Source organism: Geomonas oryzisoli (genome assembly GCF_018986915.1).
Lineage (GTDB): Bacteria > Desulfobacterota > Desulfuromonadia > Geobacterales > Geobacteraceae > Geomonas > Geomonas oryzisoli.
On the sequence record NZ_CP076723.1, the window covers coordinates 3734371 to 3755298 of the forward strand.

At 59.1% G+C, this 20928-nt stretch carries 26 protein-coding genes; 3 read left to right on the forward strand and 23 right to left on the reverse strand.

Translation table 11 applies throughout. The annotated features are described in order from the left end of the window. Nucleotide 1 precedes the first annotated feature (1 nt). Complete coding sequence (locus KP004_RS16390; protein ID WP_216799504.1) at nucleotides 2-337, forward strand: tRNA-binding protein; 336 nt, start codon at nucleotides 2-4, stop codon at nucleotides 335-337. Between the two features lie 196 nt (nucleotides 338-533). On the opposite strand, the gene rsmI is transcribed toward KP004_RS16390, so the two are convergent. The 15 genes from rsmI to KP004_RS16465 all read right to left on the reverse strand — a co-directional run bounded on the left by rsmI (nucleotide 534) and on the right by KP004_RS16465 (nucleotide 10812). Next, nucleotides 534-1364, reverse strand: coding sequence for a 16S rRNA (cytidine(1402)-2'-O)-methyltransferase (rsmI, locus tag KP004_RS16395; RefSeq protein ID WP_216799505.1), 831 nt, complete (start codon nucleotides 1362-1364; stop codon nucleotides 534-536). An 87-nt stretch (nucleotides 1365-1451) separates the two neighbouring features. Beyond that, the gene (locus KP004_RS16400) at nucleotides 1452-2273 is read right to left on the reverse strand and encodes an NAD+ synthase (protein WP_216799506.1); all 822 of its coding nucleotides are present in this window, start codon (nucleotides 2271-2273) and stop codon (nucleotides 1452-1454) included. Then, a complete protein-coding gene (locus KP004_RS16405; RefSeq protein ID WP_216799507.1) occupies nucleotides 2273-3124 on the reverse strand; it encodes a nitrilase-related carbon-nitrogen hydrolase in 852 nt (283 codons plus the stop codon). Before KP004_RS16405 ends, KP004_RS16400 begins: the two co-directional genes overlap by 1 nt. Before the next feature lie 184 nt (nucleotides 3125-3308). Next, complete coding sequence (locus KP004_RS16410; protein ID WP_216799508.1) at nucleotides 3309-3749, reverse strand: DUF4149 domain-containing protein; 441 nt, start codon at nucleotides 3747-3749, stop codon at nucleotides 3309-3311. A gap of 263 nt (nucleotides 3750-4012) precedes the next feature. Then, complete coding sequence (locus tag KP004_RS16415; RefSeq protein WP_216799509.1) at nucleotides 4013-4390, reverse strand: YraN family protein; 378 nt, start codon at nucleotides 4388-4390, stop codon at nucleotides 4013-4015. Nucleotides 4391-4486: 96 nt separating this feature from the next. Beyond that, entirely contained in the window at nucleotides 4487-5173 is a 687-nt protein-coding gene (gene rnhB / locus KP004_RS16420; protein WP_216799510.1) for a ribonuclease HII, read from the reverse strand. A gap of 203 nt (nucleotides 5174-5376) precedes the next feature. Beyond that, nucleotides 5377-5733 (reverse strand): 50S ribosomal protein L19, encoded by a 357-nt coding sequence (gene rplS / locus KP004_RS16425; protein ID WP_183351097.1) that lies wholly within the window; start codon nucleotides 5731-5733, stop codon nucleotides 5377-5379. Between the two features lie 96 nt (nucleotides 5734-5829). After that, nucleotides 5830-6399 (reverse strand): RNA methyltransferase, encoded by a 570-nt coding sequence (locus KP004_RS16430; RefSeq protein ID WP_216799511.1) that lies wholly within the window; start codon nucleotides 6397-6399, stop codon nucleotides 5830-5832. After that, nucleotides 6396-7193 (reverse strand): tRNA (guanosine(37)-N1)-methyltransferase TrmD, encoded by a 798-nt coding sequence (gene trmD, locus KP004_RS16435; RefSeq protein ID WP_216799512.1) that lies wholly within the window; start codon nucleotides 7191-7193, stop codon nucleotides 6396-6398. Before trmD ends, KP004_RS16430 begins: the two co-directional genes overlap by 4 nt. Further along, nucleotides 7190-7708, reverse strand: coding sequence for a ribosome maturation factor RimM (gene rimM, locus KP004_RS16440; RefSeq protein ID WP_216799513.1), 519 nt, complete (start codon nucleotides 7706-7708; stop codon nucleotides 7190-7192). Before rimM ends, trmD begins: the two co-directional genes overlap by 4 nt. 3 nt (nucleotides 7709-7711) lie before the next feature. Continuing rightward, a complete protein-coding gene (locus KP004_RS16445) occupies nucleotides 7712-7942 on the reverse strand; it encodes a KH domain-containing protein (RefSeq protein ID WP_183351105.1) in 231 nt (76 codons plus the stop codon). Nucleotides 7943-7992: 50 nt separating this feature from the next. Next, nucleotides 7993-8259 carry a 30S ribosomal protein S16 gene (gene rpsP / locus KP004_RS16450; protein WP_216799514.1) on the reverse strand — a complete coding sequence of 89 codons (267 nt, stop codon included), beginning with the start codon at nucleotides 8257-8259 and terminating at the stop codon, nucleotides 7993-7995. A 107-nt stretch (nucleotides 8260-8366) separates the two neighbouring features. After that, nucleotides 8367-9728: a signal recognition particle protein gene (gene ffh / locus KP004_RS16455; RefSeq protein WP_216799515.1), complete on the reverse strand. Its 1362-nt coding sequence runs from the start codon at nucleotides 9726-9728 to the stop codon at nucleotides 8367-8369. 234 nt (nucleotides 9729-9962) lie between these two features. Continuing rightward, a complete protein-coding gene (gene yedF / locus KP004_RS16460) occupies nucleotides 9963-10553 on the reverse strand; it encodes a sulfurtransferase-like selenium metabolism protein YedF (protein WP_216799516.1) in 591 nt (196 codons plus the stop codon). Further along, entirely contained in the window at nucleotides 10540-10812 is a 273-nt protein-coding gene (locus KP004_RS16465) for a putative Se/S carrier protein (protein ID WP_199396909.1), read from the reverse strand. The genes yedF and KP004_RS16465 overlap by 14 nt, the downstream gene beginning before the upstream one ends. 93 nt (nucleotides 10813-10905) lie before the next feature. Here KP004_RS16465 and KP004_RS16470 point away from each other — a divergent pair, with 93 nt between their 5' ends. Together KP004_RS16470 and KP004_RS16475 are read left to right on the forward strand one after the other, a co-directional pair. Continuing rightward, nucleotides 10906-11172 (forward strand): hypothetical protein, encoded by a 267-nt coding sequence (locus KP004_RS16470; RefSeq protein ID WP_216799517.1) that lies wholly within the window; start codon nucleotides 10906-10908, stop codon nucleotides 11170-11172. Further along, complete coding sequence (locus KP004_RS16475; RefSeq protein WP_367620739.1) at nucleotides 11156-11635, forward strand: DciA family protein; 480 nt, start codon at nucleotides 11156-11158, stop codon at nucleotides 11633-11635. Before KP004_RS16470 ends, KP004_RS16475 begins: the two co-directional genes overlap by 17 nt. 40 nt (nucleotides 11636-11675) lie before the next feature. Here KP004_RS16475 and KP004_RS16480 read toward each other — a convergent pair whose 3' ends face one another. The 8 genes from KP004_RS16480 to KP004_RS16515 form a co-directional block, all read right to left on the reverse strand. Then, on the reverse strand, nucleotides 11676-12041 hold the full coding sequence (locus tag KP004_RS16480) for a four helix bundle protein (protein WP_216799518.1): 366 nt from the start codon (nucleotides 12039-12041) through the stop codon (nucleotides 11676-11678). Nucleotides 12042-12087: 46 nt separating this feature from the next. After that, nucleotides 12088-12831, reverse strand: a complete 744-nt coding sequence (locus KP004_RS16485) for a tRNA1(Val) (adenine(37)-N6)-methyltransferase (protein WP_216799519.1) — start codon at nucleotides 12829-12831, stop codon at nucleotides 12088-12090. A gap of 107 nt (nucleotides 12832-12938) precedes the next feature. Beyond that, nucleotides 12939-15398: a YfhO family protein gene (locus KP004_RS16490; protein ID WP_216799520.1), complete on the reverse strand. Its 2460-nt coding sequence runs from the start codon at nucleotides 15396-15398 to the stop codon at nucleotides 12939-12941. A gap of 20 nt (nucleotides 15399-15418) precedes the next feature. After that, nucleotides 15419-16618: a glycosyltransferase family 4 protein gene (locus KP004_RS16495; RefSeq protein ID WP_216799521.1), complete on the reverse strand. Its 1200-nt coding sequence runs from the start codon at nucleotides 16616-16618 to the stop codon at nucleotides 15419-15421. Next, a complete protein-coding gene (locus tag KP004_RS16500; RefSeq protein WP_216799522.1) occupies nucleotides 16615-17721 on the reverse strand; it encodes a glycosyltransferase in 1107 nt (368 codons plus the stop codon). The genes KP004_RS16495 and KP004_RS16500 overlap by 4 nt, the downstream gene beginning before the upstream one ends. Continuing rightward, complete coding sequence (locus tag KP004_RS16505; RefSeq protein ID WP_216799523.1) at nucleotides 17708-18847, reverse strand: GNAT family N-acetyltransferase; 1140 nt, start codon at nucleotides 18845-18847, stop codon at nucleotides 17708-17710. Before KP004_RS16505 ends, KP004_RS16500 begins: the two co-directional genes overlap by 14 nt. Then, nucleotides 18837-19910, reverse strand: a complete 1074-nt coding sequence (locus KP004_RS16510) for a DegT/DnrJ/EryC1/StrS family aminotransferase (protein ID WP_216799524.1) — start codon at nucleotides 19908-19910, stop codon at nucleotides 18837-18839. Before KP004_RS16510 ends, KP004_RS16505 begins: the two co-directional genes overlap by 11 nt. Continuing rightward, nucleotides 19907-20923 carry a polysaccharide deacetylase family protein gene (locus KP004_RS16515; RefSeq protein ID WP_216799525.1) on the reverse strand — a complete coding sequence of 339 codons (1017 nt, stop codon included), beginning with the start codon at nucleotides 20921-20923 and terminating at the stop codon, nucleotides 19907-19909. The genes KP004_RS16510 and KP004_RS16515 overlap by 4 nt, the downstream gene beginning before the upstream one ends. Nucleotides 20924-20928: the final 5 nt, after the last annotated feature.

A 20928-nucleotide genomic window follows, 5' to 3' on the forward strand; every position in this document is an offset into this window, starting at 1 on the left:
CATGGCCGAGATAACCTGGAACGATTTCGAGCAGGTGGAGCTGAGGGTAGGGACCGTGCTGGAGGTGGAGGAATTTCCCGAGGCGAGAAAGCCCGCCTACAAGCTGGTGGTGGATTTCGGCGAAGCCGGCGTGAGAAGGTCAAGCGCCCAGATCACGAAGCACTACACGCGCGAGGAGCTGGTGGGGCGGCAGGTGATCGGGGTATGCAACTTCCCCAGGAAGCAGATCGGGCGTTTCTTCTCCGAGGTGCTCATCACCGGCTTTGCCGACGAGAACGGCGACATCGTCCTGGCCGCCCCGGAACGGGCGGTTCCCAACGGCAGCCGACTCTGTTAAAAGGGGACTGGCTCCGCCAGGTGCCAGTCCCCTTAGACTTGGGAGCGTTCCCAGCGACCACTTCCGCCCACGACGAATAGCTGTAAAGTCCCCCTTTGCGAAGGGGGATTTAGGGGGATCTAGGGGGATTTGACGTCGCTGAAGAGACAAATCCCCCCCGCCCCCCTTCGCAAAGGGGGGAGGCTTACCGCTTCACCTACCCCTTGATCCTCAACGCCTCCGCGTACACCGCGCTCTTGTGCAGGCCCGTCTCCAGGGTCACCCGCTTCACCGCGTCCTTCAGCGACATCTCGCCGGAGGCCAGGTATTTCTGCAGCAGCTCCTCCATCCCCGGGCCGTCATCCGCCTCCGGCTCCTGGGTGGGGCCCACCAGTATGGCGACCTCGCCGCGGATCTCCCTTGCTTCCACCTCCGCAACCAGTTGGGAAAGCCTGCCGCGCAGGAACTCCTCGTACATCTTGGTCAGCTCCCGTGCCACCACGACCTCGCGATCCCCGAAAGTCTCCAGCATGTCCTGGAGGGTTGCCAGCAACCGCTTGGGCGACTCGTAGAAGATCAGCACCGCCCGCTCCGCGGCGAGGGCCTGCAGCCGCTCCCGCCTTTTCCCCTGCTTGTTGGGAAGGAAGCCCGCGAAGCTGAAGTAGTCGGTGGGAAGCCCCGAGGCGGAGAGCGCGGTGACGGCGGCGCAGGCCCCGGGAATGGGGACCACGGAGATGCCGTCCGCAACGGCGTCGCGCACCAGCTGGTAGCCCGGATCGGAGATGCAGGGGGTGCCCGCGTCGGTGATGAGGGCGACGCTCTGCCCTTCCCGCAGACGGTCCAGGATCTGGTCCCCCTTCAGTTCCTTGTTGTGGTCGAAGTAGGAGGTAAGCGGCTTGGAGATACCGAAGTGAGTGAGGAGCTTGCGCGAATGGCGCGTGTCCTCGGCGGCGACAAGGTCCACCTCCTTGAGGATGCGCAACGCGCGCAGCGTGATGTCCTCGAGGTTCCCGATCGGAGTGGCGACTATGTAGAGAGTTCCGGGCATAACGACAAAACACGTTCAACGTTCAACGTTCAATGTTAAAACCGGGAATAGGTCTAAACGTCGAACGTTGAACGTTGAACGGGTTCTTTATTTCCCCCAATCCCGCGCGTAGCGGAAGTCGCGGTCGATGGTGCGGTTGGAAACCTTGGCGATGATGGGAAGACGACGCTTGAAGTGGGAGCCCTGCACCTTCCGGGCGACGTTGTCGATGAAGGCGGGATCGAACCCGGCGGCGATCAACTCCTCACGGTTCATGCGCTGGTCCACCATCCGGTACAAAAGCTCATCGGCCTCACGGTAGGTGAAACCAAGCTCCTGCTCGTCGGTCTGCCCGGCCCAGAGATCCGCCGAGGGCTTCTTCTCGATCACCTCGCTCGGCACCCCCATCGCCTCGGACAGGGCCCAGACCTGGCTCTTGTAGATGTCCCCGATCGGGTTCAGGGCACTCGCCATGTCGCCGTGCAACGTGCCGTAGCCCAAAAGCAGCTCGGTCTTGTTGCTGGTGCCGAGCACCAGCCCGCCCACGGCCGCGGAGTGGTCGTACAGGATGGTCATGCGCTCACGGGCCATCTTGTTGCCGCGCCGCATGTTGTCGGCGTCCGGTGTGATCGTGAAGTACGCGTCGATCATCGGGGTGATCTCGATGACCTTGAAATTGATCCCCAGGCTCTCGGCGACGAGCCTCGCGTGCGCCTCGCTCTCCGGGTTGCTGGTCCGGTACGGCATGCAGTAGGCGTGCACGTTCTCCGGCCCGAGTGCCTCGGCCGCGATGTAGGCGACCAGCGCGGAATCGATGCCGCCGGAGAGCCCGAGAACGCCCTTGCGTACCCCGACCTTGTAGACCTCGTCGCGCACGAACCCGACCAGGATCTGGCGCAACAGTTTCGTATTAACAGTCAACCCGCCCATTAGCAGTCTTTCTCCCTGTCGATGCGTTTCAACTCTTTCACGGTGATGGCCAGATTCTCGTCCCGCATCATGGGGGAGAAGATCCTCTCGCGCCTGAGCGCGCCGCCGTCCACCTTGGCCAGCACGAAGTCCTCCTCGAGGATGGCGCCCCGGTCGGTCATCTCGCCGGAAGGCGCGATCGCCTCGGAACCGCCCCAGAAGTTGATGCCGTCCTCGTAGCCGACGCGGTTGCAGTAGAAGACCCGGCAGTTGAGGAACATGGCGGTCGTGGTGGTGAGCTTCTGCCATGCCGCGGCCGAGCCCAGCCCCTCGGATTCGGTGACGCCGCGGCCGGGGCTCGAGGAGAGGCAGATGAGCGTCATGGCGCCGTCCATAGCCAGGATGTAAGGCGCGGAGAGGTGCCACATGTCCTCGCAGATAAGCATCCCGATGCGGCCGAAGCGGGTATCGAAGGCGCGGAAGCGCTCGCCGCGGGCCATGTAGCGCTGCTCGTCGAAGAGGCCGTAGGTCGGCAGATAGACCTTGCGGTGCACGTGGCGGATCTCGCCGTCCTCGAGATAGACCGCGGAGTTGAAGAAACGGAAGTCGGCCGAGACCTCGACGAAGCCGATGGCGATGGAAATCCGCTCGGAAAGTTTCTTCAGCTTATCCATCTGGGGGGAGTCCAGGCGCAGCGCGACTTCGGGCACCAGGTCCTTCAGGAAGTAACCGGTAAGGGCCAACTCGGGGAAAACGACCAGGTCGGCGCCGGCGGCGATACCCTTCTCGATGGCGGCCTCGGCGAGGGCCATGTTGTCGTCCAGGCAGCCCAGCTTAGGCTTTATCTGGGCCAGGGCAACGGTAAAATCCATGAGTTTCTCCGCAATTTTTTTCTCATTACTAGCACAGCGAAAGAGCCTTTGTAAACCTCAATGCTCTGAATAAGGCAACGGGGTTCTCCTCCTCCCCCCGGAGGGGGGAGGCCGGGAGGGGGGCTTGCGGCTGATGCCCCCTCCCCTGCCCTCCCCCTCCGGGGGAGGGAGCAAAAGCTTGCTGCTAGAGGAGTATGACCAGCGCCACGCCGCCGGCGATGACCGAGAGGTTGCAGACCGCGGAGACGCCGTGCAGCTTGGAGAACTGGCGGCGCATGGGATCTTCCTTCGGGGTGGTCTCGAATGAAGGGATCTGCTTCTTGATCTCGGCGGCCTTGGGCTCGATGTAGAACGCCTGGATGGAAGAAAGCGTCAGCATGACGGCGATGATGACGGCAGCGGGGACGGTCCCCTTGCCGGCCATGACCACGCGGCAGATGATGGCGATGACGCCGCAGGCCACGCCCCAGCGGAAGTAGCCGGGAAAGAAGAGTCCGACGATGCGTGCCGCCACGTCGCGGCTCTCGGAGCGGAACAGGATGGGGGTGAGGACAAAGGTGAAGAGTGCGGCCCCTCCGAGCCAGAGGGAGATGGCGAGGCGGTAGATTGCTGCGACAACCTGCATGTACGTTTCCTCCTTGGATGGTTCCATTTGATATCGTTCCCAAGGTCCACCTTGGGAACGCAAAGCCATTCGAAGCGTTCGTGATTTCATGAAATGGCGATTCATGCTGTACGACATGGCAGTTTCGTGGCTCCTCCTCCGCTAGGCTCCTCCCCCCGGAGGGGGGAGGTTGGGAGGGGGGGAAGCCTGAAAGAGCCGCTACGCGCCCCCTCCCTACCCCTCCCCCTCCGGGGGAGGGAACACATTGCACTGGGAGGAACACACTAATACGCAAGATCGAAGGCGTTTCGGATGTGCTCGATGTCCGGCAGGTCGTGGTCGTGCAGCATGATCGCCACCACGTCGAAGCGCGCCTCGGCGTCGTAGAGCTTCTTCCTGGAGAGCCAGACCAGCGCCGCCTTGGAGATCTGGCGCTGCTTGAACGGCGTCACGGCGAGTTGCGGCGGGCCGTAGTTGTCGTTCTTGCGGCACTTCACTTCGACGAAGACGATGGTGCGCCCGTCGCGCGCGACGATGTCGATCTCGCCGCAGGGACAGCGGAAGTTGCACTCGACTATCTTGAAGCCCTGCCCTTTGAGGTAGGTGGCCGCGATTGATTCGCCGGTGCCGCCGACAGAGCCGTTGCTGTTGCTGACTGGCATAGCCGCCCCCGCAGAGTTAGTGCCGTCCGGTGAACAAGACAACAGTGTAGCAGCAAGTCCAGTGAGCGGATAGCTGAGAATAGGAAAATAGTGGGGTTAGAAGGAGAAAAGACCGGTGGATGCGTCGGAGGCAGCGCCGGGCTCGACGGGACAGTGTTCCTTGACGCCGCTGAAGCTCCTGCGGTGAATCGGGCAGGGGCCGAGCTCGGCGATGGCGGCCAGGTGCGACGCGGCGCCGTACCCCTTGTGGCTGGCAAAGCCGTAGCCGGGGAACCGGGCGTCATAGTCGAGCATCATGCGGTCGCGGGTCACCTTGGCAATGATGGATGCAGCCGCGATGGAAAGGCTCAGCGAGTCCCCCTTCTTCACGGTGCGCTGCGGGATGTTCATGGGGACGCTGGAGATGCCGTCGATGAGGAGGAAGTCGGGGGTGATGCTCAGGCCGCGCACGGCGTCGCTCATCGCGGAGAGCGTGGCCTGCAGGATGTTGATGCGATCGATGAGGGCGTGATCGCCGATGCCGACTCCCACCGCCAGGGCCTCGCGATAGATCACGTCGAAGAGCTCTTCCCGTTTCTCCTCGGTGAGCTGCTTGGAATCGTTCACCTCGGGGAGAATGATCCCGGTGGGGAGGATCACCGCGGCGGCCACGACCGGACCCGCGAGCGGTCCGCGCCCGGCCTCGTCAACGCCCGCGATGCGCGCGTAGCCGCGCCGCAGCGCCTGCCCTTCCAGGGCAAGCATGTCGATGGGGGCATCAGGGGTGTCGAAGAGACCGGTCATATAAAACCCAAAACCATTGGCCACGGAGAAAATCTGAGAACTTCGGAGAAAACCTAGAACCAAAAAGACTTTTGGGTTAAACCCGAAGTCTTTTGCCTCTCTCGGATTTTCTCAGATTTTCTCCGTGGCTGATGGTTCTCGTCTTGGTTTGAACAAAAAAAGCCCCGGTCGCCGGACCGGGGCTTTTTGATACGGCGTGCCGATTACTGGGCGGCGACGTACTTCCTTTCCTTGATCCTGGAAGCCTTGCCGCGCAGTTTGCGCAGGTAGTACAGCTTCGCACGACGAACCTGGCCGCGGGTCACAACTTCGATCGCCTCGATGGACGGCGAGTGCAGCGGAAACACCCTCTCGACGCCGACGCCGTTGGAGATCTTCCTCACGGTGAAGGACTCACGGATACCGCCGTTCTGACGGCCGAGGCACACGCCCTGGAAAGCCTGGATACGGCTCTTGTCACCCTCGACGATCTTTACCTGCACCTTGATGGTGTCGCCCGGAACGAAAACCGGAATGTTCTTCTTCATCTGTGCCATTTCAATTGCGTCAATCTTGTTCATTTGGTACTTCCTCCCTTATCTGGAACCTCTAGTCATAAGACTTAATACTGACAGTGAACCTGCGTTACCTCGACTACCAATCTATCCGCTTGGCGCCTAGCGCCCGAAAAGCCTGTCCAGCATGATCGATGCCGCGGAACGTACCGAGAGGTGGTTGTACTCACCCGCCCCCTTGATCGGCTCCAGCACCAGATCGCTTTTGTTGAACACCTGCTCGATGAGCCCCCAACCGGTTCCCAAAAGCAGCAGGTAGGGCTGCTCGGGGTCCGCGTCGATGAGATCCTTCAGCTCGGCGAAGGTCACGCTGTTGGGCCTGCCGGAGGCGCCGGTGACGACGACCTTGGGCCTGCGCCCGGTGCGGCTCTCGATGTCCGCGATGGTCGACTCCAGCGACTCTTCGCACTGCAGCGTCTCCAGGGCCATCTTCCGCTTGGGGTTGTAGGTGGACCCCCAACCGGTGAGCCAGTGCTCCCGCACCTTCTCAACGAGCTTTATCTGCTCCTCAACCGGGGTCACGATGTAGTAGCGGGCCAGACCGAAGGTCCGGGTCAACCGCGCCATGTCGTGGATGTCCAGGTTGGTTACCGAGGTCGCCACCACGTCCTTGTGCTTGTCGTACACCGGGAAGTGGATCAGCGCCATGCTGAAATTAGCAGCCGAGGTCATGCGGTTCCGCCTTCCGCCTTCGCTAAAGCTTCGGCGGACAGGTTCGCCGGCTTCGCCTTAACGTGGGGGTCCAGCCCCAGCTCTTTCAGAAGTTTCTTGTCCTGCTTGCTCCACTCGATCCCGTCGAGGAGCTCGGGACGTGAGGCGAGTGTTCGCCTGATCTGCTCCTTCCTGCGCCACTTGGCGATCTCGGCATGGTTGCCGGAAAGGAGGATGTCGGGAACCTTCTCACCCCTGAATTCGGGAGGCCTCGTGTACTGCGGGTACTCCAAAAGCCCGTCTGCAAATGAATCGTATTGGGCCGACTCTTCGTGCCCCAGTACCCCCGGCACCAGCCGGGACACCGCGTCGACGATCACCATGGCGGCGATCTCCCCGCCGGTCAGCACGAAATCGCCCAGGGAGATCTCGTCGTCCACGAACAGGGTACGCACCCGCTCGTCGACACCTTCATAGCGGCCGCAGATGATGATGAGCCCTTCCTCTCGGGAAAGCTCCTGCGCCACCTGGTGCGTGAAGGGTCGCCCTCCCGGTGTGGTGAGGATCACCTTCGAACCCGGCCGCTTTTCCTTGACGGCCTCGATGGCGCCGGAAAGAGGCTCGACCTTCATCACCATCCCGGCGCCCCCGCCGTAAGGCGAGTCGTCGGCGGTGGCATGCTTGTCCAACGCCCAGTCGCGGATGTTGTGCAGGCCGATCTCGATGAGCCCCTTGTCGCTTGCGCGCTTCAGGATGCTCTCGGTCAGCGGTCCCTCGAACATGGCCGGGAACAGGGTCAGGATGTCGAATTTCATAGATCGAGCAGCCCCTCGGGAAGAGAGACCGTCATGCGACCTGCCGCCAGGTCAACAGACAATACGACGTCCTCGAGCGCGGGGATAAGCACCTCGCGCCCGTCGTGTTTGACCACGTAGACGTCGTTGCTGCCGGTTTCAATGATATCGACCAGCTCTCCCAGCGCTTCCCCGTCCGACGTCACAACCTGGAGCCCCAGGAGGTCGGACCAGTAGAACTCGTCGTCGGGGAGTTCCGGGAGCGCCACCCGGTCGGCGTAGATCTCGCTGCCGACCAGGTGCAGCACCTGGTTGATGTTGTCAAACGGCTTCAGGGTCAGGATGACCCTTTTGCCGTTGGGCTTTGCGGAAACCACGGAGAACTCTTCCATGGCCCCCTTCGGAGACTTGATGAAAACGCACGTTAACTGCGAGATACTCGAAGCATCCCCCGCAAAGGGAATGACCCGCAACTGTCCCCTGATCCCGTGTGTACCCTGGATCTTGCCAATCAATAACTTTTTACTACCGGACATCTATCACTCTACGATTTTAAGGATGGCTTTCTTGTTATCCTTTGTTGAGACAGCGTTGAGCAAAGTACGGATCGCTTTAGCCGTGCGACCCTCCTTGCCGATGATACGCCCCATGTCCTCTTTTGCGACGGTCAGCTTGATTACGTTGGTCTCTTCTTCCAACTCCTCGGTTGCTCTCACCTGGGTGGGATCGTCTACGAGTGCCCTGGCGATGGTCTCAACAAGCTCTTTCATGTCGCTATCCTCTGTAGTGTGGGATGCCGGCTGGCCGGTACTAAGAGATATTAAGCGGCAGGGGCGACGAACTTCTCCCAGATGCCGGTCTTCTTCAGGATCTGCTTGACGGTGTCGGTCGGCTGAGCGCCCTTGCCGAGCCACTCCAGAGTCTTCCCTTCTTCCAGGTTGTACACCGCCGGGTTCCTGTTCGGGTCGTAGGTACCGACGTTCTCGATGAAGCGCCCGTCCCTGCGGCTGCGGCAGTCAGCAACTACTACCTGGTAAAAGGGTTTCTTCTTAGCGCCCGCACGTGCAAGTCTGATCTTTATTGCCATTTCTTCCTCCTGGTATTCTCGGATCCTTGAGATCCGCCATTGCGTGTATTGTGTTTACGATTCTGGTAACTGTATCTGAGTTGGTGCAATAGTCAAAGGCAAACGGCTTAAAAGGGGAGCATCCCTTTACCCATGCCTTTCATCCCTTTCATAAGACCTTTCGGCCCCATCTTCTGTAACTGTTTGACGACCTTCTGAGCTTCCGTGAAACGCTTCAGAAGCTGGTTTACTTCCTGAACGCTGGTGCCGCTACCCTTGGCGATCCTCAGACGGCGACTGCCGTTGATGATGGTATGGTTGGCGCGCTCCTTGGGAGTCATCGAATCGATGATGGCCTCGATTCTTTTCAGCTCCTTCTCGGAAGGCTGGGCGCCCTGCATCTGCTTCATCGCCTTCCCCATGCCGGGGATCAGGTTCATGATCGACTCGAGCGAGCCCATCTTCTTGATCTGCTGCAGCTGGTTTCTGAAGTCCTCGAGGTCGAACTGCCCGCTCTTCTTCATCTTCTGCTGCAGACGCTCGGCTTCCTTCTCGTCGAAGGTGGCCTGCGCCTTCTCGATCAGGGTAAGGACGTCGCCCATGCCGAGGATGCGGGAAACCAGGCGGTCGGCGTGGAACACGTCCAGCGCGTCCAGCTTTTCGCCCAAGCCCACAAATTTAACGGGTTTGCCGGTGACCGCCTTGATGGAAAGCGCCGCGCCGCCCTTGGCGTCGCCGTCGAGCTTGGTCAGGATGACGCCGGTGATGCCGAGGCGGTCGTTGAAGCCCTGGGCCACGTTGACCGCTTCCTGGCCGGTCATGGCGTCGGCGACGAACAGGATCTCGCGCGGGGCGAGCTCGTCGCGGATCCCTTCCAGCTCCTCCATCAGGTAATCGTCGATCTGGTGGCGGCCGGCGGTATCGAAGATGACGACGTCGAAACCGTTCAGGGTCGCGTAGCGATGTGCGTCGCGGCAGATATCCAGCGGCTTCTGGGTCGCCTCCGAGCCGAACACCTCGATGTCGAGCTGACGGCCGAGCACCTTCAACTGCTCGATAGCGGCCGGGCGGTACACGTCGGCCGGAACCAGCAGCGGTTTTTTCCTCTGCGCCTTGAGGTACTTGGCCAGCTTGCCGCACGAAGTCGTCTTACCGGCGCCCTGCAGACCGACCAGCATGATCGCCACCGGCGGCTTGGCCGCCAGGTCCAGCGAGTTGTCCTCGCTGCCGCCCATGAGGAGCACCAGCTCGTCGTGGACGATCTTGATCACCTGCTGCCCGGGGGCAAGGCTCTGCAGCACCTCGGTGCCGATGGCACGGGTGCGCACCTTTTCGATAAAGTCCTTGACGACCTTGAAATTAACGTCGGCTTCCAGCAGCGCAAGACGGACCTCGCGCAGCGCGTCCTTAACGTTGTCTTCAGTCATCACCCCCTGGCCGCGGAGCTTCTTGAAGACCAGGTCGAGTTTATCGGAAAGAGTCGCAAACATCTATAAACCTATAAGTCACCGAAATGACGAATTTATTTTGACTAAAAAATCGCACGGGCCGGCAAAAGCGCACAGGTATCCCGCGGCAAGAGAGTCACTTTAGTAAATATAGTCACAAATTGTCAAGCTAAAACCTTTAGCAACAATGAAAAAGCCAAACCGTTAGCCACGGAGAAAAACTGAGAACTTTCTCTCTCTCAGATTTTCTCAGATCTGCTCCGTGGCCAATGGTTTTTACAGCCGCACCACCGAGCGTGCCGAGAGCATGGTTTCGGCGATGGTGAACATGTTGGTCACCCCTCCCGCAGCCAGCGTCTCCTTCTTTTTGAAGAAGTCGAGGCAGATGCCGCAGGAGAGCACCTCGACGCCGCGGTTGCCCAGCTCGTTCAGCGTCTCGACCACCTCGGACCCTTCGGCGGCGAGGAGGACGCCCGTATTGACGAAGAAGATCCGGTCGGGCAGCTCGTTCATCTCCAAAAGCGTCATGATGAAGTTCTTCATCAGGATGCGCCCCAGTTCCTCCGGGCCGTCCCCCATCCGGTCCGAGCCGATCAGCATGACGGTCGGGCCGGCGGCGACGGCAGGGGCCGGTATCGCCTCGCGCGCAGCCGTGACGCCGGGGCCGGTGATGGTGAAGGCGAAGCCGTCTTCCAACTGCTCCTCGTGCACCTGGTAGCCGCGCCCCTGCGCGAAGCGCTTCACGTTCTCGCGCGGCGCGCCGTCGTCCAAGAGCACGTGCAGCTCACCCTGCGCCGACTCGAGCGCCCGTTTCACCTGCACCACCGGCAACGGGCACGCCATCCCCCTCACGTCAAGCTTGTTCATTCTCGTCTCCTATCTTCACGAAGCTGTCTCCGTTTTTTCTGTACAGGTCGCGCGGCAAAAGCCCTGCAGCGGCAAGAGCCCCCTCGACCTCGCCCCGCACGTCCTCGGCGTACCTGATCGCCAGACCGCAGTCGGCGGCGAGAGCGCGCGGCGCCGGGATGAGCAGTATTTTGAGCTGTTTATCCTTCAAGAGCCGTTCCGCCTCCATCACGCGGTGGATGGAATTGAAGATGGCCACGAAATCTCCGTCTTTTATCACAGCAACTCCTTATCCTGGTTGAAAAGCAAAGCAATAGAAGCACATTGACAAAGGGAGGTCAAACCCATAGTATTACCCACCCGAGAGGTAAACATGGAAACAGTGCTTTACGCAGCTGCACTCATGGTTGTGGCCACATTGATCAACATCCCCCTGGGGTACCAGAGACAGTCCTATCCGAAGTTCTCCTTCGGCTGGTACTTCTACGTCCACATCTCCATCCCCGCCATCATCTACTTCCGTATCAAGACCGGACTCGGCTGGGGATTCATCCCCTTCAGCATATCCAGCGCAGTGTTCGGGCAGATCATCGGCGGCAGGATGTACCGCAAGAGACACCCCGTTGACGAAGAGCAGTAAGCGTCCCAAGATGAAGCGGCCGGCCCCGGTCACCGATCTTCTCACCGCCCTTTTGCGCGGCACCCCCGCCGAGTTGAGGCTCAAGGAGGGGCGCATCTGGGAAGTGTGGGACGAAGCCGTCGGCGACAAGATCGCCGCGCATGCCCAGCCCGCAGCCTTTCGCGAAGGCACCCTCACCCTCCACGTCGACAGTCCTCCCTGGCTGCAGCAACTCACCTACCTGAAGAAAGAGTTGATCACCAAGGTGAACGAAGCCCTGGACCAGGAACTCGTCAAAGAGATCCAGCTCAAGAGCGGCAAAGTCAGAAAGCCGGCCGCCACCAGCATCAAGAAACCCGTCCGGCGGGAACTGAGTGCGGAGGAGCAAGCTTGGGCCAAGGAGCAGGCCGAGTCTGCCGCGGACCCTGAACTGCGCGCCATCTTCGAGAGCCTGATCCGCAGAGACAAAGAACACAGGGGCTAGGGACTAGGGGCTGGGGGCTAGCAAAACCTGTCACCCTAACCTACGCCTTCGACTGCAGTGAACGTTGCAGCGAACGCAGCATCCTTCCCAGTTCGTCGCACTGCCGCAGAAGACCGTCGAGTATGACCGCCTCCAAATACCCCACCCTGGACCCTATCAGGAGCTGAGTTTCCAACTCAGCCAGAGAACCCAAGCTGATCGTCAGAAAATGAAGAAACTCTCTCCGCGAGCCGCGAGCGTGCCCCTCTGCGATGTTGGAGGGTACCGAGACTGCAGCCCTCTGTATCTGGCTGGTTAAACCAAAGACTTCAGATTTGGGAAACGAGCGTGTTATTTCATAAATTTGCCCAACCAGTTCCACCCCAACCTGCCACACCTTTAAGTCACGGTAGCTGCGAACATCCATGGTCCGCCTCCTGGTTTTGCCTTTACTAGCCCCTAGCCCCCAGTCCCTAGCCCCTGCCTCTATAGATTCTCAGCTTTTCTTCCGAATAACCGCTCCCCTCGCCTCTGACCATCAGGGGCGGTTCCACCTTCAGCTCTCCCGTTCTCCCCTTAGCCAACTCGATCATGAACATCCTGGCATCCATCGAGCTGTTGCCGTGCACCATGCGCAGTCTCAGCGGTGCGAGCTTTTGCACGGCAGCCTGCGCCATCAACTCCGCCAGGCGGCAGGTATGGTAGATGAGGCAGATGCGACCGGAAGGTTTCACGAGGTACTTAGCCGCAGCCAGGAAATCGGCCAGCGTGGCACTGGTTTCGTGGCGGGCCTCGTCGCGTCCGGCGCGGGGGCTGATCTTACCCGTACCGGGGCGGCGGTAGGGGGGATTGGAGACTACCAGGTCGAAGCTATCCACCGGGAAATGCGTCTTCAGCGACAGGACATCATCCTCGACGATGCGTACCCGTTCCGTGAGGCCGTTCAGCGCGACGTTGCGGTTAGCGATGTCAGCCATCACCTGTTGGAACTCGATCGCCGTCACCGACGAGTTTTGTGCCAGGCGTGCCAGGAGCAGCGCGATCACCCCGCAGCCGGTGCCGAGGTCCGCGCAGGACTCGCCGTCGCGGACCCCGGAGAAGTCCGCCAAGAGCAGCGGGTCCACCGAGAACCGGTATCCATGTCGCGGCTGTATGATCCGCAAGTCATACCCGGACAACTCGTCCAAAGTTTCCAAATCAGAATTTAGGTTCTGCATTCAACATCCACAGCTGCTTACTCACGCAAAGCCGCAAAGGCGCAAAGACAGAAATCAAGGGCATCAGGCTTTCTTTGCGTCTTGGCGGCTTTGCGTGACACAGTTTTTTAAGCCCCCGCCCCTTTCGCGCGGCGCGCCAGCCACACCTCGCGCCCGAGGAAGAGGGCGAAGACGGCGAAGGAGACCAGGGTCAGGTACTTGCCGATCTTGAACGGCGTCGGATCGAAGACCATCTCGACTTTGTGCATGCCCGGGGTGAGGTATATTCCGCGCAACACGTGGTTCACCGGATAAATCTCCGCGATCTTGCCGTCAACGGTCGCCTTCCACCCCTTGTAGTACTTCTCGCCCATCACCAACATCGAGTTCATCGTCACCGCGGCGTCGAGATCGATCTTTTCCGCCTCGTACTTGTTGATACGCACCTGCCCGGGGCCGGTACCCGGCAGCGTGGCGCCGGGACCCAACATCGGTATCGGCGGGGGGGACTCGACGATGGCAATGATGCTGGGCTGGAACTGCGGATTCTGCAGCGCACCCAGAACATCGGCCGGATTCTGAACCTGCACCGCCACCGGAGCGAGCCACGCCTTGGGCAGCACGGTCTTGTTCTCCAGCACCATCATCGCGCCGTTGGGAGAGGTGAAGACCGGGACGTACTTGCCCGCGAGCGCTGCCTTGTCCTGCTCGTACTGCTCCTTGGTCGCCACCACGTAGCGCACGTTCAGGATGTCGGGCATCGTGGAGGCGAGGTTGAAGTTATCCAAAAACTCCTGCCAGCGTTGCTGCTGTACTGGATTGGAGGTGAACATCACAGGGATCCGCGAAGCGATGTACGGCATCGGATCCCCTCCGAGGGGCAGAGCACGGAACTCTTTAGGTTGCTTAGCCAGAAAAGCAATATCGGGCGCTTGCACAGTGGCCGCCTTATGCGGCTCGTCCACCAAAAACATGAACTTAGAGTTGACCCTGCCGGTATCCACCAGAAACAGGCCGATCAGCACGAAGGGAAGCATCTTGGCCGCCAGCTTGCCACGCTGGTACATGGCAAAAACCACGGCGAAGATGGCGGCAAGACCTGCGGCGATCCATGTCTCGTTGATGAGGTTGTTCCAACGCTGCAGCACGAGTTTGTCGCTCTGCGGCTCGTATCGGGTCGGCTGGCCGATGATGTCGATGAACTTGTTGACCCAGAAGTTGCCGGTGGTCACCTCCACGCCGACCAACACCAGCAGCACTATCGGAAGTACTACCACCCCGATGACATAGCGCTTGAAGGCGCGGCTGGTGCGCACCGCCGGATCGAGCAGGAGATCAACCGCGAGCGCGGAGAGAACACCAAGCCCCATAACCGGGATGAACATGATCATCTTGGGCACCCGGAACCGGTTGATGCCGGGGAAGTAGTCAAAGAGCAGGTTGTAGAAGGGGGTATATTTCCCCATCGAAAACAGGATCCCCACCACCACAGCCGACAGCGCGAGCCAGGTGTAGCGGTCGCGCCGGAAGATGAGCGGCAAGGGCAACAAAAGCCATGGCAGGAGTCCCATGTAGCTCACGGTTTGAGTGAAAACCATCCTGCCCCAGTAATAAGACTCTATGTTCTTCGGGTTTTCACCGCCTTCCTGCCGAGACAGGCCGAACATCCCGGGAATGACAAACGCAGCGATCTCCTCTGGGGGGAGCGACCACGACATCGCTTCTTCCCTGTTCATCACGGCGTTTGTTTGGCGGACATCACCAGCGCTAGCAGTAACGCGGCCGCCAGCATTGCCGCTCCGGTTGGTGTCTTTTGCCCAGTTGGCAAGGGGCAGCAAAGAAATGGATACAGTAGTCAGGAAGAAAACAAGGAGCACCGTGTTGAGGCCCAGCAGCCTCATGATCTCCTTCTTCCCTCCGGGTTCCTTCACAATGATTCCCACCGAACGGGCAATACCATACACGCCGATGGCGAGACAGGTGTAGTATGCAACCTGCCAGTGCCCATGGAAAAACTGGAAAGCAAGGACAATCCCTGAGGTAAGAAAAAATATGACGCGCTTGTTTTGAAGTCCTCGCTCGAAAAAGTAGAAGGCCCAGGGAGTGATGGAGATGGTAGCTATCTTCATCACGTGCCCAGCATTGATAAGTGAGGCATTTTCCGGCGCCACGACGAAAATCAGTCCGCCGAGGAAAGAGGCGAAGCGGCTCGCCCCGATGAGCCGGCAGTAACAGTAGACACCAGCAGCCCCAACAAAGAAGTGAAAAACAATGTACCAGGCAATGCTGGCCGGACGCGGAAAGAGCCAGAAGATCAACTTCTGGGTAAACAAGAAGTTTCCTGCAACCCCCCCTCCCTCGTTGGTAAACCCTGAGTTGGTGTACATATCCCAACCAGCACTGGACAGATTTACGCTCAGCAGCTTTGCTAAGGGTTGGTCAGACATGCTACGGACCCCCCAGTAGAACTCATTGAGGATATCAGGGGCTCGAATTATCTGATGGGTGAAGAGGATCCTAGAGAAAAGCATTATCAGCAGTGCAAAAAGTCCAAGGATAACCAGTGTTTCTTTTCTTCGTTCTGTCATGTAGACCACTCCGATTGCAACTATCCAAGCGAGGAAATTAATCTGTTATAAAAAAGGTCCAGATCGCGTGCAGCGGAGTTCCAATTAAATCGCTGCAACAGCGACGAGCGCGCAGCCCGCCCCAGACGGTCACGCTGGATGGGATCACGGAGCAATTCGACAGTCTTGCCTGCCATCTCTTCGAAGTCCCGTGGGTCACACAAGACACCGGAATGCCCATCTTCAATATACTCGGCAAGCTGCCCTACCCGGTCAGCAACAACCGCGTTCTCAGCCAACAAAAGTTCAGTAAGCTTCGCCGGACATTTCGTGCGGTTTACTAAATTATCCGCAAATGGATAGATGGCCACGTTTCCCGCAGCCAGGTAGCTAGGCAACTCCGCTGGCTCGACCCAACCAGCCATTACCAACGCATCAAAAAACCCCTGTTGCCGTGCAGCATCCGCCAGCAGATTCTCTTCCCCGGCGCGCCCTTTGCCCACGACCAAGAAACGCACATTAGGCACCCGCTGATGAATGCTGTGAAATATCTGATGCAACTTCGCCTGCTCAAATTCGAAAAATCTGGTGTACAGTAGCACAACAGGTGCGTCAAGGGGAATGCCGAGTTTAGCGCGGGTAGCATCACCATCGCCACGCCGGCTATCGAAAACGCCATTGGGGAGATAAAGTATCCTCGACGGCGGGATTTCCATTCCAGAAACAAGTTGCTCTAACCCACGACTGGCCACCGTGACACCGGCCACCCTCCTGGTAATCCACTGTTCCTGAACACGATAGAACCTCTTCTCCAAGTCAGAGTAGCCATGCAGTTCATTCATGCCACCGTCCCCTTCCCAGTCATCGGTGTCCAGGAACAGTGGGGGAAGCCTGAGCCCTATCTGTTGTAGGCCGATATGCACCATTGCAGCGACACCACCGTAACCTTTAGGCTTGAATAGATGGATTACGTCTGGTCTCTCGCCCAATCCCGCCGTCAACATGCGCCATGCGAGGGAAGGCACAGCCAGCATCTTGTTTTTCGGGCCTAGTAGTATGTTCCGCAGTTTTACCCCTCGCACCACCTCGGTCTTTCCAGAATCTTCGGGGTTGGTATAGGGGGGGGCAACAACGACCACCTCGTGCCCAAGCTCCTGCAGCCCGACAGCCAGTGGCAACATTCGCGCTATGACCGTGCCCTTGGGACGGATCCCGAAAGGCGCCAAGAAGACTATTTTCATCTCATCTCCCGCCCGGCGTATAGATCACGGCAGAGCTCTACGTATTCAGGAACCCGTGATTCCATATTATATTTCTCCTGGACCAGAGCCCTCCCGGCAGCACCAAAACGGCTGCGGAGGGAGGGATCATCCAGGAGTTTCGAGATGCGGCCGCTCAAGCCTTCTACGTCTCCAGGCGGCACAAGATAACCGGTGACCCCGTCCACAACTACCTCACGCATCCCCTCCAAATCCTGAGCGATCACCGGTACACCCGACGCCATGGCCTCAACGAGGGCCATGCCGAAAGATTCTTTCCACGACGTGTGCACGAGCAAGGTGCTCTCTTTCAATACAGATCGAATGTCCGCGGTCGGCCCAGGGAAGAATACCCTTCCTGCCAGGCCCCGCGTCTGCACCTCGCGTTTCAGGCCGGCCACGTAACCGTGGGCGGAGAGCCCAGTTGTCCCGTAAAAATAAAGCTCCACATCCTTTTGCGTGAGCTTTGAGAAGGCCTCGAGCAACAAGTTCTGCCCCTTCCCCTTGTTGATACTGGCAACCATGACAATACGACGCCGCGGCGTCTCGACTACGGGAGGAAAAGAGGCGGGATCAACAGCGTTGACCAGCACCCGCCGGGACCTTGCCGGGACGGCACTGTAGTGAGCGGCACAGGTATTGGAGCAGAAGACGACACAATCAGCCGTGGCGATTGCTCGTCTTAGAAGCGGCCCCACGGTGCGTGGAAGTTCATGCAGGTGATAAATCACGGTTGCGCCGAGAGCCTTAGCCACGATGACATGCAAGGCGCATTTGACGCTGTGGGCATGTACGACATCGAAGGAGCCAAGCAGTGTCGCCAACTTGAAGTTCATGAGAAAGCGGTTCAATCTCCAGAGAAATGGAACCCGTTTCCCCATGGACCACACCTGGACACCGCGTGCCCGAAGTTCCTCACTGTAGATCCCCTCGTAAGCGAACAGAGCTGAAGCCGTTACCGTGGAACGGTCCAATGCAAGAATGAGATTGGCCGCGACAGCAGGCACCCCGCTTCTTCGGGAATCGTGCAGGACGTGGAGGACCCGCACCGGCTGCTGGTCATCCTCAGAATCAGTGCGTGACATCCCTTGCCTCCTGCGACCGCCCCCCTGGCGTCCGCTCCTTTCCGATGGCTGCAAGACGCCTGGCGATGGCTTTCTTTCCTTTCAAGGCGAGCACCAGGTATTTGCCCCAAAATCCCCCTCCGATGAAGCTGGTTTCTTCCATCTGGTCGGCGGTCCACTCGTACTTGTACGGCTCTGCTCCGAGGGCGAAATCGAATACTTGCACGCCACGGCTGTAGCAGTGCTGCAGTAGGAAGTAGGTCAACACCCGGCCCGGCGAATATTTGGCGTAGCCTGGATCGTAAGCCGGCATCAAGTAATAGAACCGGTCGCCGTATAGATAACCAAAGTGAACGGCGATAATCTTGCCGTCGAGCGTGAGACACGATATGTGGGCATGCGGGTTTTCGGAAGCCTCTGTCTGATAGAACTCATCATATCCCGGACGCATCAAGGCCCCCGCGACCCCTGTCTCCTCGAACTGCCGCCGCTTTTGGGTGACGAAAACCTCTACGGCATCTGCAGCACCGGGAGATGCCGCATCATCACTTTGCTGCGGTTTAACGATGCGGAACTCAAACACGCCAAGGGAAGCCATCCTCTTCATCTGCCGCAACGTGTCCGAACGCATGTTCTTGCGGAATTGCCGCAGCGACTCCAGATAGGATTCGAAGTCCCCCACCAGCGGCACAAAAGGAGCAACCTCGTCGCGATAGTGAGTGAAGTTGCGCTCAAGGTAGTTAAAGGCGCGAGCATCCCTCCTGACGTTATGCAGATAGTACAGGTGAAATCCCACCTTCTTCTTTAGCAGGGCAAACGCCATATCCAGGAAAGCGTCGGCTGAGATCGAGGCATTCTGGTCAAAGAGGATATCGCCGTAGTCGACGATGTTGAGCCCCCCCATCCAGGTTAGAAATGGAAAGCCGCTGCGCATCAGGCACCCCGGAAAAACGGCCATCAACCTCTCGCCTTCCCAGCCAAGCACTACGGCAGGACGTGACTTTTCACCGTCGCCGGTTGCCTGCAGCCAGGATTTGAGAAAGCGGTGGTTTTGGAACAGGTGCCCCCCCGCCCGCGCTTCCAGCGATTCCCAATCCTTTGCTATCGAACAGAAGCCAGCACTATCGCCTACGAACTCAAAGTTCATCGAAAACCTTCTTCAGCAGTGTCAGGTAGGTGGCCTCATGAAGCCCTTGGTGCAGCGGGAAATAAAGCATCCGGCGCCAGCGCGTGGTTGAGCCCAGGAGGTCGGCGGCGGCGACCTGCGCCGGGAGGCTCGGCCAAGTGTGAAGATCCAGCCCAAGCTTCCTGCTGGAGTTGAGGATTCTGCGCCAAAGTCCCGGTTCAGACACCTCGACGGGCAGGACCAGCGGAGAGTTGCCGTCCCGCAACAGACCCGGTATCTCGCTGATCTGCATACCGCGGCCCGCCACGGCTGCAGCAACCGATTGATATAAGGAACGACGCCGCTCCCTCACTCGGGTGCGGTCAGCCAGGACGTAAAGCTTTAGTGCCAGCGGATCCACACCGAAGCATCCAGGGGCACGGTCCCGGAAAGCAGCCGCATCGGCGTAGTCCGGTATGGGCCAAGGGTCGATGCCGAAGCTAGCTAGAAACGATTTGCAGAAAAAACGCAGGCGCGGCTCACTCGCCCCCTTATCGTTCAGCCGGTCCAGTTCCGTCTTGAATGGCAGATATCGCGGAGTATTAAAGCGGACGCAGGCGCCGTTTAGCGAGGGGAGCACCTTGCGAAAGCAGGTGAGACTGATGTCACCGTACTCCTCCAGTGGCTTCCCGCCGGCCATGCTGGCGAAGCCATGCGCGTTATCGCTGATCCAGGTCAGACCGTGACGTGCCGCGTAGGCCTCGATGGCAGCATAATCGATACTGGTGCCAAAATAGTTCACCGTGAGCAGGGCCTTCGTGCGGGGGAGAAGGTGCACGCTTTCCCAGTCGATTTGAAAATCCCGGGTCACCCCATAGTAAACCGGTTCTATACCCAGCTCTTCAAAGGGGAGCAACACAACGTCGCAGATGTACGCGGGAAGCAGGATTCTGTCGCCTGCGCCGAAGCCGAGAACCTGGAACAGGTTCTTCAGGGCAAAGCGCCCGTAACCTGCGAAGCTGGCATTCTTGTCCCCCAACACCTCGACATGCGCCGCTGTACTGAAGAGTTCCAACAAGCTTGGGCGAGCGGATCTCTTGATCAATGTGTTACGACCCTCCTAAAGCGTCTGGCTATTGCGCTGTACATTCCGGAGAGGTAGATCGGGTTCAGCCGCTCGAACGCCCCCTGCTGCAGCGGAATCCTCGGCAGCAGATAGAGGTGCTGGATGTGCTCGTAGAACAGGTTTCCGATCCTGGTGGTAACCGCTGTCTTGAAACCCGCCTCCCTGGCAAGCTGTTCCTCACGCCAAGACGCCTCTTGCTCGGTGCCATACGGGTAAGAAAAGTGAAGCACCGGCTTCCCGATCCTTTGCTCCGTCTCAGACTTGGCCAGCACCATGTCACGAAGCGCCTCCTCGCGACCGAGTTTCCTGAGATTGCCGTGACTTGTCGTATGGCTTCCGATGGTGCAGAGTTCATCCCGGGAAAGTTGCAAGATTTCGTCCCATGACATGGCGAATCTTTCTTCCCGGTACTGCGAGCCATAGCGCTCCATCAAGTCCTCCAGAAAGTCCGCCTGCTCCTCGCGCCCAAGGGAAAGGAAGTGACGACGCAAAGTGCGGAACGCGCCTCGGGGGTCCACCGCCGCAGGAATGACCACCGTCCCCATGGCGGAATCGATAAAGATCTCCTGGGTGTTGTTCACCACGGAGGCTAGCTTGTACCACCAAAGGTCTGCCGTGCCATCAGGAAAGGAGGTAGTTACATATATTGTGAATGGGACGCGGTACTTTTGGAACAAGGGATAGGCGTAACGGTAGTTGTCCTGATAGCCGTCGTCGAGAGTGATGATCAGGTTCCTCTTGCGTCGGCTGCACTCCTCATAATTATCGAGGAGGTAATCAAGAGAAATAAAGCGCCAGCCACACCTCTTGCGCTCCTCAATGAAGGCTTCCAAAAACTCCGGAGTCACCTCATGACCGCCGTCGAGTCCTGTCGTTTGCTGCGCGGGCCTTACCCGGTGCAACAGGATTATCGAGGTATGGCCACCGTAAAAAGGAGTGAACAGACGGTACAGCCCCAAGTGGTGGACACCTGCTAACAGCAGTTTTTTCAATGGTC

Bases quoted from the DNA above. Each gene is read 5' to 3' on its own strand.
- KP004_RS16430 (WP_216799511.1), bottom strand. From the start codon at position 6,399: ATGACCTCGGCTGCTAATTTCAGCATGGCGCTGATCCACTTCCCGGTG.
- rpsP (WP_216799514.1), bottom strand. From the start codon at position 8,259: ATGGCAATAAAGATCAGACTTGCACGTGCGGGCGCTAAGAAGAAACCC.
- KP004_RS16410 (WP_216799508.1), bottom strand. From the start codon at position 3,749: ATGCAGGTTGTCGCAGCAATCTACCGCCTCGCCATCTCCCTCTGGCTC.
- KP004_RS16505 (WP_216799523.1), bottom strand. From the start codon at position 18,847: ATGAACTTTGAGTTCGTAGGCGATAGTGCTGGCTTCTGTTCGATAGCA.
- KP004_RS16485 (WP_216799519.1), bottom strand. From the start codon at position 12,831: ATGCAGAACCTAAATTCTGATTTGGAAACTTTGGACGAGTTGTCCGGG.
- KP004_RS16495 (WP_216799521.1), bottom strand. From the start codon at position 16,618: ATGAAAATAGTCTTCTTGGCGCCTTTCGGGATCCGTCCCAAGGGCACG.
- KP004_RS16480 (WP_216799518.1), bottom strand. From the start codon at position 12,041: ATGGATGTTCGCAGCTACCGTGACTTAAAGGTGTGGCAGGTTGGGGTG.
- ffh (WP_216799515.1), bottom strand. From the start codon at position 9,728: ATGTTTGCGACTCTTTCCGATAAACTCGACCTGGTCTTCAAGAAGCTC.
- KP004_RS16400 (WP_216799506.1), bottom strand. From the start codon at position 2,273: ATGGGCGGGTTGACTGTTAATACGAAACTGTTGCGCCAGATCCTGGTC.
- KP004_RS16445 (WP_183351105.1), bottom strand. From the start codon at position 7,942: ATGAAAGAGCTTGTTGAGACCATCGCCAGGGCACTCGTAGACGATCCC.
- KP004_RS16405 (WP_216799507.1), bottom strand. From the start codon at position 3,124: ATGGATTTTACCGTTGCCCTGGCCCAGATAAAGCCTAAGCTGGGCTGC.
- KP004_RS16415 (WP_216799509.1), bottom strand. From the start codon at position 4,390: ATGCCAGTCAGCAACAGCAACGGCTCTGTCGGCGGCACCGGCGAATCA.
- rplS (WP_183351097.1), bottom strand. From the start codon at position 5,733: ATGAACAAGATTGACGCAATTGAAATGGCACAGATGAAGAAGAACATT.
- KP004_RS16390 (WP_216799504.1), top strand. From the start codon at position 2: ATGGCCGAGATAACCTGGAACGATTTCGAGCAGGTGGAGCTGAGGGTA.
- rnhB (WP_216799510.1), bottom strand. From the start codon at position 5,173: ATGACCGGTCTCTTCGACACCCCTGATGCCCCCATCGACATGCTTGCC.
- KP004_RS16500 (WP_216799522.1), bottom strand. From the start codon at position 17,721: ATGTCACGCACTGATTCTGAGGATGACCAGCAGCCGGTGCGGGTCCTC.
- yedF (WP_216799516.1), bottom strand. From the start codon at position 10,553: ATGAACAAGCTTGACGTGAGGGGGATGGCGTGCCCGTTGCCGGTGGTG.
- KP004_RS16470 (WP_216799517.1), top strand. From the start codon at position 10,906: ATGGAAACAGTGCTTTACGCAGCTGCACTCATGGTTGTGGCCACATTG.
- trmD (WP_216799512.1), bottom strand. From the start codon at position 7,193: ATGAAATTCGACATCCTGACCCTGTTCCCGGCCATGTTCGAGGGACCG.
- rimM (WP_216799513.1), bottom strand. From the start codon at position 7,708: ATGTCCGGTAGTAAAAAGTTATTGATTGGCAAGATCCAGGGTACACAC.
- KP004_RS16490 (WP_216799520.1), bottom strand. From the start codon at position 15,398: ATGACAGAACGAAGAAAAGAAACACTGGTTATCCTTGGACTTTTTGCA.
- rsmI (WP_216799505.1), bottom strand. From the start codon at position 1,364: ATGCCCGGAACTCTCTACATAGTCGCCACTCCGATCGGGAACCTCGAG.